This is a genomic window from Alteromonas sp. ABH4_457 (genome assembly GCF_056160625.1).
This window is the reverse complement of record NZ_JBSWXN010000008.1, coordinates 175,806-190,087: the sequence shown is the minus strand read 5'-3', so window position 1 is coordinate 190,087 and position 14,282 is coordinate 175,806. Positions and strand designations below refer to the sequence as shown.

The following is a 14,282-nucleotide window of genomic DNA, read 5'->3' as shown; positions in this document are numbered from 1 at the left end:
TTTCTTTGAGCCATAAAAAAAGCCCACACTCAGATAAACTGAACATGGGCTTCTTTGCCTGATACGCACTTAACGTGCACAAATTGTTTCCTTACACAGCGTCAGGCTCTTGCCGGCCTTTAACTTCACGCTATGTGGATATCTACGTGATATCACTTACGGTTATGTATTGGATATAGCAGGTATGATGCCAGTTTGAGCAATGTCTACAGATCAATAAGTTAGCTTAAACTGCGCGATTCAGATGCGTATTCTGCTTCCGGAAACACGCACCTTAACACTGCAATTGCACTATTTTAGTGCCAGCCTTGTCCTGACCGGCAACCTCTGGCGCAACTAACCGGCTTAACCTAATTTATCCGTTGCTACCCGATAACGCGGGTCTTCATTGACATTAATTTCAACAAACTTATCGGCTTTTGTAAGCAGGCCACGACACTCAGAACTGATATGCCGGATGTGCAGCTTTTTACCCTGCTCTTCGTATTTACCGGCCAGACTGTCCAGCGCATCGATACCGGAAGAGTCCCAGATGCGGCTGTTATTAAAATCGATCACCACGTCATTCGGGTCATTAGCTACATCAAACATCTCTTTAAAGTGATGAATCGAACCAAAGAAAACCGGTCCGCGCAGCTCATAAACCTTCCAGCCATCGTCATCGATGTGGGTTTTTGCTTCAATGTAGCGGGCCGCTTTCCAGGCAAAAACCAGTGCCGACACAATCACACCAACAACAACAGCAATGGCGAGGTCAGAGATAACGGTTACCGCTGTTACCAGGAACAGCACGAATGCATCTTCCTTATTCACACCACGGATTATGCGGAACGATGCCCATTCGAAGGTACCGATTACTACCACGAACATAACGCCTACCAGTGCAGCAAGGGGAATCATTTCAATCAGCGGCGCTGCAAACAGGATAAAGCCCAGCAGCACTACCGCTGCAGTAATCCCTGACAAACGGCCACGGCCACCGGAGTTGATGTTGATCATCGACTGTCCAATCATGGCACAACCGCCCATACCACCGAAGAAACCGTTCACGGTATTTGCCACACCCTGACCGATACATTCTTTGTTTCCGCGACCACGGGTATCAGTCATCTCATCGATAAGTGTGAGAGTTAACAGTGACTCAATTAAGCCAACCAGGCATAAAATGACTGAAGTTGGCAGGATAATCATCAGCGTATCCCAGGTGAACGGCACCATAGGGATAGAGAATGTTGGCAACTCACCGGCCAGTGTGGCCGTGGCTTTTTGATCTGCCGGTAGTAAATCACGGACAAAATCGATAACGGTACGGGCTTCTAAATCCAGACCATGTACCAGCAGCGTAATGGTGACGATAGCCACCAGCGAGGCTGGAACAGCCTTTGTCAGCTTAGGCAACAGATAGATGATCGCCATTGTCAGCCCCACCAGACCCAGCATGATGTAAAGCATGGTGCCCTGCATCCATTCCAGTGAACCCGGCGCATTTTGCACTTTAAACTGACCTAACTGGGCAAGGAATATAACGATAGCCAGGCCATTTACAAAGCCCAGCATCACCGGATAGGGTACCAGCCGGATGAACTTACCCAGACGGAATACCCCGCACAAAATTTGCAGCAAGCCTGCCAGCACCACAGCAGCAAAAAGATATTGCACGCCATGCTCTGCAACCAGTGCCACCATTACAACGGCCATTGCCCCTGTTGCGCCGGAAATCATGCCCGGACGACCACCGATGGCAGACGTAATGAGGCCCATCATAAAGGCCGCATACAAACCAATCATAGGTTCTACACCGGCAACAAAGGCAAATGCCACAGCTTCAGGTACTAAAGCCAGTGCGACAGTAATGCCAGACAGCACGTCGTTTTTAACATTGCTGTCTTTGCTATTAATCAAATCAAACATGGGTGTCCAATTATTCAGTACATGGTTAGAAAACGGTCGGCGATTCTATCACCATCGACCTGCAAAGTCCTTTAACAGAATGTTAAAACCGGCTGTCACGCTGTCACTGTACGCTGCCAGAAAAAGGTACAGCGGCTCTGTAAGGGTTACAGTAATCTCCAATAAATGTAAGGCAGAGAATTTGCAGCCAAATTACATACAGCTCTTTCATGGCAAGGGCTGCAGCACAAAGTATAGCTGACGGCATAAGGACTGCATTGCCAGTAGTACACCGGAGTGTACCCGGCCATGAAGCGGATTCGCATTTAAAACTCGCTGTAAACCCATCCCTGGGCGCTCGGCAGCCGCATCCATGCGGCTGACGGTTTTAAATGCGAATCCGCCACTTGTCCGACACTCCTCTGCATCGTTCTGCTAAGGAGAAATTATGTCTATTGTTAAAACTGGTTCTGCGCACTATCAGCCGCTGGGTAAAGAAGGCAAAGGTCATGTGAGCACCGGAAGTGGTGCCTTGTCTGATCAGCCTTATGGCTTTAATACACGTTTTGAAGACAAGAGCGGTACTAATCCTGAGGAACTGATTGCTGCTGCTCACAGCAGTTGCTATGCCATGGCGTTGTCGTTTGCGTTATCAGACGCAGGTTATCAAAACGGTGATCTAAAAGTTGATGCTGAGGTCACACTGGAAAAAGACGGTGATGGCTTTACCGTAACGAAATCTGCATTAACCCTTGAAGCTAAAGTAGACGGGATTGATGAAGGTAAGTTTGCAGATATCGCGAAGGGCGCAAAAGAAAACTGCCCGATCTCTAAATTGCTGAACGCCAAAATCACTCTCGATTACACTTTACAAAGCTAACCGGCCGGCAAGCAAATGAAGCCAGGGACGGTTTCAGTAATTACTCCTGTGAAATTGTGCCTTTGCTGTGACCGTTCATTCTGGTGGATAGTCTCACCAGAACAAAGTAAAACACAATGAGGCTGGTACGGGAAAATAACTCAAGCTGAATTCACTAAGTGTTTCACTGTTCAAATTTCTTTACAAAAGGTTACATTTATCCAACCATTCTTAATGTAGTATGAGAATTTTTGGAGGGAAACCAATGCTTTCAGACGCCAGGGAAGCGCTGCAAAGGGTCCTGAACCCGGTCAGTTACGACGATTTCTTCAATTCCTATGTGGGTAAAAGGCCACTAATAATTAAAGACAACAATCCTTTCAGAGCAGCGATTGGCGGTACATCTCCAAGGGAAAAATTACTTCAGGGACATCGCAGGTATGCTCCTGCGGTAACCTGTCACTCTCATGCCCCCAAGCTGCCCCCTCCTGCGGCAACGGAAGTTGAAAACGAACAAGCTTTTTATCAGCTGATTTCTGATCACTTTAAGCGTGACTACACAGTCCGCATACCCGATGTCACCGGACTGTCACCTGACCTTACGAATTTTACCCGGTCACTTGAAAAGCTCATTCAATCACCGGTCAGTGTCGTCGTATTCTGGAGTCATCAGGGCGCACAGGCTCCGGTGCATCACGATGAGGTGGATGTTATTGTTATACAGTTGGAAGGCACAAAACGCTGGTTTATTTCCGACGCACCACCTTCCTTTCCTACGCGATGGAAAAAGGCGGGTTCACTCCCTCCTCAAATGCCCCATTATCAAACAGTCGATGTGAAGGCAGGCGATCTTATCTATCTGCCGCGGGGCACCGTCCATACTGTGCAGTCGACTTCAGAGTCAATCCACTTATCCATTGGCTTTGTCCCGGTCACCGTCAGGGATACAGTTAATGCTGTTTTGGACCATTTAACTGAAGTTAGTTTGCCGTTGCGGAAAGATATAGGCCCGAGAGCGGACTGCCTTGCGTCACATAATGCATTGGAGCAGGTTTCTCAGCAGGTAAAGGAGCATCTGCAAAGCTTATTGAGTGCTGCACAACACGATCAGTTTATTATGGAGTCACTTAAACGCCAGCGGGCACGACTGATTCAGGATATGCCAAAATTGACGCCGTCAGCGACTGCGCGGCATCCTGTCTCCGTAAATACTTATGTTCAGCGCAGTCCCCTTGCCATGGCCGAGTTAGTAGAGACAGACAATATTCTTGATTTATCTGTTCCCGGCGAACAAATACTGATTCACCCTGGCGTAAAAGCACAATTGCAATTCATGATAACAACGTCTGCGTTCAGGGTTGCTGATATTCCGGGTGAGATAGGTGATGATGTACGTGTCGCCCTGACACAGCGTTTGCTTGCCTGCGGCTTTCTTGAACCTTCGCCAGCCCGCCAATAATCATCCATGATTTACCGTGCAAAAGCGGAGTTCAGCAATTGCATTTGGCGGGTGACCTGTCAAACTGTGCGTTTTTGCTAAGCTAATACGGAGCTCCCTTGATTGCATATCTTCTGGCAGGTGTAGCCATTGTTGTCGCCTTTATCGTGAACTGGTTCATGCCAAGGCCATTCTGGCGCGCCACGCTTACCTCAGCACTTTCCATTTTCATCGTTACATCTGTGGGGTTAATGTACCTGCCACTCGGCGTGGAAGCAGAGCCTGATGAAGTTCGCCGCTGGGTATTCTCGATTTTGCCCCTGCTTGGTTTTTTCGCAATTCTGATTTCAGTATTCGTAGGCTGGTTTCTTTACGTGGTACGTAAATAATTTAATTTCAAAATATCCTTTTAAAGGCATGACGCGGCACCATCGAGTTTCATGATGCCGTCTCGCCTTAAGTTACGACTACGGTCAGTAAGTTTTATACGGCAGGAATTTACCGGACATCACCACTTTCACACGGTCGCCTTTAGGATCAGGTTCACGGGTTAAGTCCATTTCAAAATCAATGGCACTCATAATACCGTCGCCAAACTCTTCGTGAATAAGCTCTTTCAGTGTGGTGCCGTACACATTCACCAGTTCGTACCAGCGGTAAATTAACGGATCAGTAGGAACAGCCGTTGGCAGAGAGCCTTTATAAGGTGCAATCTGTAACCAGGCGACGGCTTCTTCTGATAACCCGAATAATTCACCGGTGGCTTCAGCCTGCGCTTTGGTCATTGCCATCTGGCCAAGGCATGCTGCAGTACTCCATTCTTTCGACTCGCCGATCACTTCTGCGGCCTGCGACCATTTAATGCCTTTAGTGACTTTTGCGCTCATAATCATTGCGGTGACTTGCTGTCTGTCAGTAATCATAGTGGGCTCCACGGGTTAGATAAGTGAAAATCGTTCCAGTAAGAGAACGAGAATAAGACAAAGGAGTAAACCGCTGACTCCCTGCCAGAAAGCAACGGGATTGCGCTCCAGTAGGGGCGGCCTCTCGCTGCTGAGAAATTTTGCATCCGGATGTCTCAGGGCATACACAAACTCTGAAAGTGCGTCATAGCGCTTGAACGGATTGGGATGCAGTGCTTTTCTTAGCGTGTGATCAAGCCAGAAGGGAATGCTCCGGTTCGGATCTAACACGCTTTCATATTTCAATTTATGCTGTGATGTGACGCTTCGGCATTTGGCAACCTGGGTGCCATAGGGGAAACGGCCACTAAGCAAATAGTAGGTCAGCACCGCCAGCGAAAACTGCTCAGACTGTTCACTGCCACCCTGACCAAGAAAATACTCCGGTGCTGCATAAATAGCTGTACCGGGAATATCTTCATTATCTCCTGCAAATTCATTGATGCCGGCAACAGAAGCCGCACCTAAATCCACCAGTGTGATGTGATGGTTGATATCAATCATGATATTTTCAGGTCTGATATCACGGTGGAGAACGTCTTTGCGATGCAATGCCATCAATCCCCTGGCGACCTGCTCAATGATCATGCGGACAGTTTCCAAATCCGGCTGCGGGTTATCATTCAGCCACTGGGCCAGTGTTTGTCCCGGCACAAAATCTGTCACGGTATACAATGCCGTTTTGGCAGCCTGCTGATCCGGGGCGCTCACCACATGCTGGCTGTGAATGCGCCTTGCTATCCACTCTTCCATACGGAATGCTTCAAGATGAGCCAGTTCGTGTGCCATTTCCACAGAAGGCACTTTCAGCACCACCTGGCTGCCATCAGCAGTGTTCTGCGCCAGGTAAACGTGGCTGCGGGCACTGTGATAGATGTTGCGGACAATTTTAAACTGATCGAGAAAATCCCCGCTTTGCAGCACGCCGGGAATGGGTAATTCTTCCTCTTCAGACCCGGCGGCACTGGTATTGACTGCAGGCAGGGTATTTACCCTGACAATCTGAGCTGTCAGGTTATCGTTACTGCCTCTGGCAAACGCCATTTCCACCAGCTTCTTCGCTGCCTCATCCGGATCATGCTCATAATCAGTCACTACACTGCAGAGGCTGGCCTCATCGATAAACTCATACACACCGTCGGTGAGCAGAAGAAAGCAGTCCTGCTCTTTCAGAGAGCGGCTGTCTTTATCCAGTTGCAATGATTCATTGATACCCATGGCATTGGATAAATAGTGCTTTTCACCATTTATCATCTGACGGTGGTCGCGGGTAAGTTGCTCCAGCACCCTGCCCCGCAACCGGTACACTCTGGCGTCCCCCAGATGAAATACATGTACACGCTGGTGTTTAAAAATCAGTGCACTGAATGTGCAAACGTAACCTTTGTCAGGTTCGCCGGCATAGGGACTGTTGCGACTCTGGCCGAGTAACCAGCGGTTTATTGCTGCAATAACTTGCGTAGCCGCACGGGGGACCGTCCAGGTATCTGAGGTACAAAAATAATCTTCGAGAAACTGTTTAACACATACCTGACTGGCAATGTGACTCACTGAACTGGAACTGATGCCGTCTGCCAGTGCCACCGCAGCGCCCTTAAATGTGAGTAAATCACCTTCGGGAAGCCTGAAACCATAACTGTCCTGGTTCAGCGGCTTTTCTCCTGCACTGGAATATTGACCGATGGATAAACTAAGCATATTGAAGCAGCTCAGTGAGAGGTTTGAATTGAGCCTGCCGGACAATGTCCGGCAAGCCCTGTGTGCCGGAAGGTACCCGGCAAGTCTTCATTAAACTGCAGCAGGTTTTGAATCTGTTGCTACCGGTGCAGATTGCGCAGCCAGCTTACGCTTGGGAGCAGTACGGAAGTGCGTGCTGTACAGCGTTAAACCTGTAAACGCCAGACCACCGACCAGGTTACCCAGAGCCGTCGGGATTTCATTCCAGAAGAAATAATCCATTACAGAGAAATCACCGCCCATGATCAGGCCGAACGGGAACAGGAACATATTTACCACAGAGTGTTCAAAGCCCATGAAGAAGAACAGCATGATTGGCATCCACATGGCAAAGATTTTACCGCTCACGTGGGTTGAGATCATGGCACCTACTACACCCAGTGATACCATCCAGTTACATAACATGCCACGGATGAAAATGGTCAGCCAGCCTTCCATACCGTACTGAGCATAACCCAGGGTACGGGCTTCACCGATACCGGCTACTTTTGTTGCAATAGCACCACCATCAGTGTTGTAACCCATGGTAAAGATAAATGACATCATGAACGCCACTGTCAGTGCACCGGCAAAATTACCGCAGAATACCAGCCCCCAGTTACGGAGAATTTGAGACCATGTGACGCCGGGCCGTTTCGCCAGCCAGGCCAGTGGTGTCAGTACAAAAACACCGGTTAACAGATCGAATCCCATCAGATAAAGCATACAGAAGCCAACAGGAAACAGCACCGCACCAATTAAAAATACGCCGGTTTGTACAGCAATCGTAATTGCAAAAACCGCTGCCAGAGCAAGGATTGCGCCGGCCATATAACCGCGGATTAATGTATCACGGGTAGACATGTAAATTTTGGATTCACCCGCATCCACCATCTTGGTTACAAATTCATTCGGAAGTAAGTAAGCCATTGTGTATACCTTTTTGTTGTATGTTGTTTAGTCGCTGACATGTGTTGCACACAACAAAATGCGGGCACAAAAAAACGCCCAACCATGCACTGTTTCCAGTGTGGTATTGGACGCCGTTATCCAAGTTTACATTGTGTTGTATGCAAAACCCCGTGTTGCAATTTTAAACAGCAAGGAAAAGGCCAGATTTAAATTGTCATTATTTTTCTGACAGTTATGAATATTCACGTGTGACTTGCCGAGCATTCATTTATTTATTGCACCAAAAAAGTTCATCCGCGCACAATGAAGATCCGCAATTTCCTGTGAAACGGGGAAAATTCCGTCAAAGCCAAACGGATTGCGTATTAACAAGTTAGCCAAAGGAAACTAATCCCTAATTATCAACAGGTTAAAATGGTGGAACAGGCTTTGCTAAATCTTATAAACAGGCAACGTCGATTGCGACCACCACAGAAAGACACCAGCACCACCATGGCAGTATTCAGCGAAGCGACAAAACGGTTCCTACTGGCGGCAAAGCACGCCGAAATTCACGCACTTAATCAACTGGCATCCAACTGCAAACTGGTGACCTCAGTGAAAGACATGATCCATCAACTCCAGCGGGAGCGCGGTATCAGTAACGTATATCTTGCGTCGAAAGGGGAACGGTTTGGTCAGCAACGGGAAGATCAGATTGCAGACAGTAATTTTGCCGAACAAACCTTACGCAGCCAGCTAAAATCTCTATATCTCTCAGGTGATGAAAGTGCCGCTAACATGCGCTTACTGGTGAGCATCACCATGGCGCTACAAGGGCTGGATAACCTTTCTTCCCTGCGGGATCAGGTAGCTGAACATGCACTGACATCCCTTGAGTCAACACAGGCATACTGCCGGCTGGTAACGGGTTTACTCTCGGTTATCTTTGAGGCCGCTGACGTAGCGAGCGATCCGGATATCACCCGGCTTCTGGTGGCGCTGTTCAATTTTTTACAGGGTAAAGAACTGGCCGGACAAGAGCGGGCCTGGGGTGCTATTGGCTTTGCTGAAACCCATTTTAATAAGTCATTGTGCGACCGCCTTGATCAACTGCAGCAGGATCAGCAACACAGCTTTGACATTTTTACGGCTTTTGCGGATCCGCAAACACTGCAACAATGGGAGAACATCTGTCAGAGCGATGCCCAGGCCGACCTTACCCGCCTGCGAACAATGATAAAACAACTGGCTGATGGCAGTCCCATTGACGGACAAATCAGTGAAGTATGGTATGACATTGCCACCACCCGCATTGATGCCATGCAATCCATTGACGAAGCGCTGACCGCCAAACTCATTTCACTGGCTTCAGAGCTGGTCAGTCGTGCAGATGCCGAGCTGAAAAATCATCATCAACGGGTAAAAACGCTGGAACAACAACCTAATCCAACGGGCACACCACTGACAATGCTGTTTGATCCGCAAATGCCAGGCTTACGGGGTTCAGAAATGTCCGGTCCGGATACCATTTCCAATGCGGAAAATTTATCCGCACACCGGTCTTTTTACGACTTGTTATGCGATCAGACTGAACACATCAAAAACATGTCAGTAGCGTTGGAGGAAGCCCGCCAGGCGATTACCGATCAAAAATGTATCGACCGTGCCAAACTGCTTATTATGCAGCAATGGCAACTAACCGAAGATCAGGCTTACCGTCGCCTGCAAAAAACAGCGATGGATCAGAATTGTCGCCTGATTGATGTGGCGGAACGTGTGGTAAAAGCCACATCAGGCAGTAAATGATTCATCCAGTTCGCCGTACGTGTGCCGCCGTCATTAAAGCCAGTGACAGCCAGAGGACAGCCGCGCACCAGCCTGCCAGAATGTCAGTGGGCCAGTGAACCCCCAGAAACACACGGCTCATGCCGACCAGCAAAATAATTAACATGGCAATACCGGAAAACCAGCGGGTCAACGACGGGTTGCCACTTACTGATGCACCGGTGAACGCAAGACAAAGATACGTTAAACATGACATCATGGCATGGCCTGAAGGAAAACTGCTGGTGTATACCTTCGTAATATGAGGAACCAGATCTGGCCGTGGCCGGTGAAAACCATATTTTAGTGCAAAACTGACAACCATACCGGACAGTACTGTTGTTATCAGAAAAACAGCGTGACGGGTCTGCCCCTTTTTATGTAACACCAGAGCTGCCAGGCCGGTGATCACAATTAAAAACCAGTTACTGCCCAAGGTGGTCATGTCACGGAAATGTACCGCAAGCCATAACGGCCCTGCTGGCTGTCCCGGGTCTCCGGCACGGCGGAACATCAACATAATGCTTTTATCGATGGCGGGCACTGGGTCAAGATGTACCCATACAGCGAGCAGAAGTAAACCGGAAAGTCCGGCAAAAGCCATGAGTCGCAACACGGATGGCCTGATGTGATCGGATTGCATAGAAACGAAGGGTCACTGACAGATAGTCTTTATTCCTTTTGAGCGCAGCTTTGGATCGCTTTACCGGAAGAATCAATACGCTGAATACAACAGATTTTGCTGTTACAGCGCCTTCAAGTATCGAAAATCTTGATATAATGGCCGCTATTACCTCTTGTATTGACTGCCCATGTTTTCCTTTATCACTGAAACCTTATTACCCGTGCTGATTTTATTGCTGATGGGCTGGTTATTTTTCCGCATAAAATGGCTGAACGAGAGTTTTGTTGAAGCCGGTTCTAAACTGGTTTTCAACGTCACATTACCTGCATTGCTGTTTTTATCTATCAGTCAGGCCGACTTTGCCCATGCCGCAAACTTTCCGCTGATTGGGGTGGGTATTGCCGGCACACTCATCATGTGTGCTCTGCTGGTGCTTACGGCAAGGATGACGGTGACGCCTTATCAGGCAAGAGGTGTTGTGGTTCAGGGTGGTTTCAGAGCCAATATGGGTATTATCGGCCTGGCTTACTGCGCCAATACGTACGGGCCCGAAGGGCTGGCTGCCGCATCTGTATACCTGGGCTGTGTCACAATTTTATTTAATATTTTGTCTGTGATTGTGCTTAACTTTTATCAGACCGGCCACCGCTCGGTGAGCAAACAAATCAAGGGTATCACTAAAAATCCGCTGATCATTTCCATTGTCGTGGCGCTGCCCTTTTCCTATTACTCATGGACACTGCCTGACGCCATTCTTAAAACCGGCAAGTATGTTTCCCAGTTGACCTTACCGCTTGCGCTCATCTGTACCGGCGCCTCGCTGCAATTCCGATCATTTTCCGCCGACTGGTTTAACATCACGTTGAGTACAGTCAGCAAGTGCATTCTTTATCCCGCGCTGATGGTAGGGCTGGCGTATCTTGCCGGATTTACCGGAATGAGCCTGGGGATAGTGCTGCTCCTGTCGATTGCTCCGACAGCCGCTGCCAGCTATGTGATGGTAAGAAATATGGGCGGAGACCACCGGCTGGCTGCCAGTATTATTGCTGTATCCACACTAGTTTCATTACCGGTAACAGCACTGGCATTCGGAACATTGACTGCTCTGAACCTGGTATAGTGGCCTGAAATAAAGCCTCTGCGTAATGAACAGATAATGAAAACAAAAAAGAGCGCATATTTATGCGCTCTTTTACGTTTAAATACCGCTGAAAACACGGTTAACGCATGGCTGCCTGAGCCGCTTCGGTTGAACGCTGAACCACATCCAGACGCTCTGTCCAGGGGTCTTCACCATGCACCGCCGTAGCGTCCATGGTGAAAGTCATGATGTTATGCGCCTCGTTGTCGTACGGCTTCCATTCCGGCAACCGGGCCACATTCGGATCACCATTTTCGATAAAGCTCACCACGTAGTCGAAAACCAGTTCAGAGGCAGTCAGATCCTGCTCAGTGGCATCCGGATACTTCACATCGGCCGTTTTAAAGAAAAACGGGATCTCACTGGCATGAGGTGCGCCCTTCCCGTTACGGACACTTTCTGCCACGTAACCATACCGGTACATGTACACATTTTCGTCCAGATCCGTCATACGCTCAGCAACAAACCTTGCAGGCTCCTGCATCATACGGTCCTGAGCCACTTCCGCTCCGATATCCTGTAATTCACCGGTTCCTTCAAGATCATAGGCATCTTTCGCTGCCTGCGCGTACTCGCCGAATGAGGCGAACAATGCCTCTTTATCCGGGAACATGCTGAATCCGATATCCTGGCTGGTCGTACCCACCATTACCGGCACTTTCGCGACTTTACCCTGCTCCAGCAATGTTTGGGTGCTGCCCTTTACAATGTCACCATCAGCAATAGGGCCGCCAACATACGTCGGTACACCGCCGGGAGGCTGAAACAGTGCCATCAGATTCAGGCCATCGACCACTTTGTCTGCCGGCAATGCCCGCAAAGCCGCCAGCGCTTCTGCGCCATTACCGGAAATGCCATTCTTTTCAGCGAAATTAACGCCAATCTGCTCCGCAGAAGGCTGACCGTTTACTTCTTCCGTTAAGCTGCGTTCGCCGGTTAATGAACGGCCACCACCGGACATAATAATCGCCCGCTGGAAGGTACCCCGTGCACCCGGAGTCTGCATAAGATTGTGTACAGAACCGCCGCCGGCAGATTCGCCCATGATGGTGACATTATTCTTATCGCCACCGAAAGCTTCCACGTTATCTTTCACCCATTGCATGGCGGCTATCTGATCTTCAAAACCGTAGTTGCCTAACTGACCTTCTTCAGCGGCTGAAAGTGCAGGATGTGCGAAGAAACCAAAACGGCCAAGGCGGTAGTTAAAGCTGACAAAAATCACACCGGCACGGGCAAATTCGCTACCGTCATAGGTGGCAGGCGATGCACCACCATTCACGTAGCCACCACCATGGATCCACACAACCACAGGACGCTTGATATCATCTTCCAGCGGTGTCCATACGTTAACGTACAAACAATCTTCCGCAGGCTCTTTCCCTAGCGGTGCAGCGTCACTTGGAAACGGCTTTTGCATACAGTCGTTACCGTAATCCAGCACTTCTTTCACACCGTTCCAGTCTGCAACGGGCTGAGGAGAACGCCAGCGATTTTCACCTATCGGAGGTTTTGCGTAAGGGATCCCTTTAAAAACGCGGATATCATCATCTTTAACGCCCTGCAGCGTACCATTTTTAACCGTTACCTGCGGTGATGCATCTTCAGCTACCGGCGCAGGAGTTTCAGCCACTTTCCCACCACAGGCACTTAACATTACTGCAGCAACAGCAGACAAAGCAAACAGCCGTTTTTTCATAACAAACGTTCCTTATTCTGATCCACGGTTAACCTAACGCACTCAGATGACAGAGTCCGCGCACAGCATCTTCAAACGGCGTATCTGTTACATCCACTTCTACGTAACGGTACTTCACGTCATTTTCGTTCAGGTGTTTAACGATGGCGGCAAAGTCTGATTTGCCGTCCCCCGGGGTTGAGATGCGTGACATTTCAGGAATGATCATACGCGGATCATCACTCAGTGGAACCGAGCCGTCGTAATCTTTCATATGACAGCCGATAACACGGCCTTTGTATTTATTCAGCATGGCAACAGGATCATGACCGGCTGCCGCAACCCAACCTAAATCCAGCTCAATTTTAACCAGCTCCGGGTCGGTGTTCTCCATCATGATGTCGAAAATCACCTGTCCGTCCACTTTATCGAACTCAAAGTTATGGTTGTGGTACGCGAACTTGAAACCAAGCTCTTTCATTGTCTGACCACGTTTGTTCAGACGTGCAGCAATAGCTTTAACTTCGTCAACAGAAGAAGGGGTGTTCAGGTTTACTTTACCATCTTTGAAATTCAGGAACTCGCCGGCCATGGGCTCGATGAAGTAATCGATATTCAGTTTGCTGCCCAGTTCCTTAATATATTCAAAGTCTTCCAGGTCGGAATTAATATGTACAGACGGCACTGTCAGCTTATATTCTGCCATGAGATCTGCCATATCATCGATGCTTAAACCGAACAGCGGCGCGCCTTCTGCATTCACTGAGCCACCTACACCGAACATTTCAAGCTGCTTGAAACCGGCTGCAGCCAGTTTTTTAATTGTACCGGCGGGATCTTTTGCAAACATGTCTCGCAGCATGTACATCTGAACGCCGTAAGGTCTGCCAGAAGCTGCATTACAGCCTCCGGTCATCGCGTTGGCCATCAGTCCCGGCGCTGCCAGCACACCGGCTACGCCCAGACCGGCTTTAAGAAAATGTCGACGGGTAAGTGACGAAGTCATTATTGTTTCCTCTCTCCGGTAAGAAACAGGCTCAACATGTTGGTCCCGTTGAGCCTGCAAGAAGTTAATTATTTGTTACACCCACTTTAGAACCTTTACATTAATGACATCGATATCATTTTACAACTATTGTTTAACATTTTTAGACAAGTGACAGAACCGGACGCCGGTTTGAAATCCCTCCTCTTCCCAGCGGGTCAAAAAACAAAAAAGAGCACGACCGGCGTGCTCTTTTTCTCTTTAAAAATT

Annotated in this window: 12 protein-coding genes; 5 read left to right on the top strand and 7 right to left on the bottom strand. The window is 48.8% G+C overall.

The genetic code is table 11. The annotated features are described in order from the left end of the window. Positions 1-345: 345 nt before the first annotated feature. The gene (locus ACXAGR_RS20775) at positions 346-1,911 is read right to left on the bottom strand and encodes a SulP family inorganic anion transporter (protein WP_303573792.1); all 1,566 of its coding nucleotides are present in this window, start codon (positions 1,909-1,911) and stop codon (positions 346-348) included. A gap of 427 nt (positions 1,912-2,338) precedes the next feature. Here ACXAGR_RS20775 and ACXAGR_RS20770 point away from each other — a divergent pair, with 427 nt between their 5' ends. From ACXAGR_RS20770 to ACXAGR_RS20760, 3 genes are all read left to right on the top strand, one after another. Then, complete coding sequence (locus ACXAGR_RS20770) at positions 2,339-2,770, top strand: OsmC family protein (RefSeq protein ID WP_474852306.1); 432 nt, start codon at positions 2,339-2,341, stop codon at positions 2,768-2,770. 244 nt (positions 2,771-3,014) lie between these two features. Next, entirely contained in the window at positions 3,015-4,208 is a 1,194-nt protein-coding gene (locus tag ACXAGR_RS20765) for a JmjC domain-containing protein (RefSeq protein WP_474845101.1), read from the top strand. 98 nt (positions 4,209-4,306) lie between these two features. Further along, positions 4,307-4,576 carry a hypothetical protein gene (locus tag ACXAGR_RS20760; RefSeq protein ID WP_474845103.1) on the top strand — a complete coding sequence of 90 codons (270 nt, stop codon included), beginning with the start codon at positions 4,307-4,309 and terminating at the stop codon, positions 4,574-4,576. A gap of 84 nt (positions 4,577-4,660) precedes the next feature. Here the strand turns inward: ACXAGR_RS20760 and cynS are convergent, their stop codons facing one another. The 3 genes from cynS to ACXAGR_RS20745 form a co-directional block, all read right to left on the bottom strand. Next, positions 4,661-5,110: a cyanase gene (gene cynS / locus ACXAGR_RS20755; RefSeq protein ID WP_474845105.1), complete on the bottom strand. Its 450-nt coding sequence runs from the start codon at positions 5,108-5,110 to the stop codon at positions 4,661-4,663. Positions 5,111-5,125: 15 nt separating this feature from the next. Further along, positions 5,126-6,847: a bifunctional protein-serine/threonine kinase/phosphatase gene (locus ACXAGR_RS20750; RefSeq protein ID WP_474852304.1), complete on the bottom strand. Its 1,722-nt coding sequence runs from the start codon at positions 6,845-6,847 to the stop codon at positions 5,126-5,128. Positions 6,848-6,937: 90 nt separating this feature from the next. After that, positions 6,938-7,795: a formate/nitrite transporter family protein gene (locus ACXAGR_RS20745; RefSeq protein WP_119500049.1), complete on the bottom strand. Its 858-nt coding sequence runs from the start codon at positions 7,793-7,795 to the stop codon at positions 6,938-6,940. 441 nt (positions 7,796-8,236) lie between these two features. On the opposite strand from ACXAGR_RS20745, the gene ACXAGR_RS20740 reads away from it, so the two are divergent. Beyond that, positions 8,237-9,565, top strand: a complete 1,329-nt coding sequence (locus ACXAGR_RS20740; protein ID WP_474852302.1) for a nitrate- and nitrite sensing domain-containing protein — start codon at positions 8,237-8,239, stop codon at positions 9,563-9,565. Between the two features lies 1 nt (position 9,566). Here the strand turns inward: ACXAGR_RS20740 and ACXAGR_RS20735 are convergent, their stop codons facing one another. Further along, positions 9,567-10,199, bottom strand: coding sequence for a phosphatase PAP2 family protein (locus ACXAGR_RS20735; protein WP_474852300.1), 633 nt, complete (start codon positions 10,197-10,199; stop codon positions 9,567-9,569). Between the two features lie 196 nt (positions 10,200-10,395). On the opposite strand from ACXAGR_RS20735, the gene ACXAGR_RS20730 reads away from it, so the two are divergent. Further along, entirely contained in the window at positions 10,396-11,328 is a 933-nt protein-coding gene (locus ACXAGR_RS20730; RefSeq protein ID WP_474852298.1) for an AEC family transporter, read from the top strand. A gap of 100 nt (positions 11,329-11,428) precedes the next feature. Here the strand turns inward: ACXAGR_RS20730 and ACXAGR_RS20725 are convergent, their stop codons facing one another. Both ACXAGR_RS20725 and ACXAGR_RS20720 read right to left on the bottom strand, forming a co-directional pair. After that, positions 11,429-13,048, bottom strand: a complete 1,620-nt coding sequence (locus ACXAGR_RS20725) for a carboxylesterase/lipase family protein (protein ID WP_474852296.1) — start codon at positions 13,046-13,048, stop codon at positions 11,429-11,431. Between the two features lie 28 nt (positions 13,049-13,076). Further along, positions 13,077-14,033 carry a TIM barrel protein gene (locus ACXAGR_RS20720; protein WP_474852294.1) on the bottom strand — a complete coding sequence of 319 codons (957 nt, stop codon included), beginning with the start codon at positions 14,031-14,033 and terminating at the stop codon, positions 13,077-13,079. Positions 14,034-14,282: the final 249 nt, after the last annotated feature.

Excerpts from the sequence above, each read along its gene's own strand:
- cynS (WP_474845105.1), bottom strand. The coding sequence starts at position 5,110 with ATGATTACTGACAGACAGCAAGTCACCGCAATGATTATGAGCGCAAAA.
- ACXAGR_RS20745 (WP_119500049.1), bottom strand. The coding sequence starts at position 7,795 with ATGGCTTACTTACTTCCGAATGAATTTGTAACCAAGATGGTGGATGCG.
- ACXAGR_RS20770 (WP_474852306.1), top strand. The coding sequence starts at position 2,339 with ATGTCTATTGTTAAAACTGGTTCTGCGCACTATCAGCCGCTGGGTAAA.
- ACXAGR_RS20775 (WP_303573792.1), bottom strand. The coding sequence starts at position 1,911 with ATGTTTGATTTGATTAATAGCAAAGACAGCAATGTTAAAAACGACGTG.
- ACXAGR_RS20765 (WP_474845101.1), top strand. The coding sequence starts at position 3,015 with ATGCTTTCAGACGCCAGGGAAGCGCTGCAAAGGGTCCTGAACCCGGTC.
- ACXAGR_RS20720 (WP_474852294.1), bottom strand. The coding sequence starts at position 14,033 with ATGACTTCGTCACTTACCCGTCGACATTTTCTTAAAGCCGGTCTGGGC.
- ACXAGR_RS20725 (WP_474852296.1), bottom strand. The coding sequence starts at position 13,048 with ATGAAAAAACGGCTGTTTGCTTTGTCTGCTGTTGCTGCAGTAATGTTA.
- ACXAGR_RS20730 (WP_474852298.1), top strand. The coding sequence starts at position 10,396 with ATGTTTTCCTTTATCACTGAAACCTTATTACCCGTGCTGATTTTATTG.
- ACXAGR_RS20750 (WP_474852304.1), bottom strand. The coding sequence starts at position 6,847 with ATGCTTAGTTTATCCATCGGTCAATATTCCAGTGCAGGAGAAAAGCCG.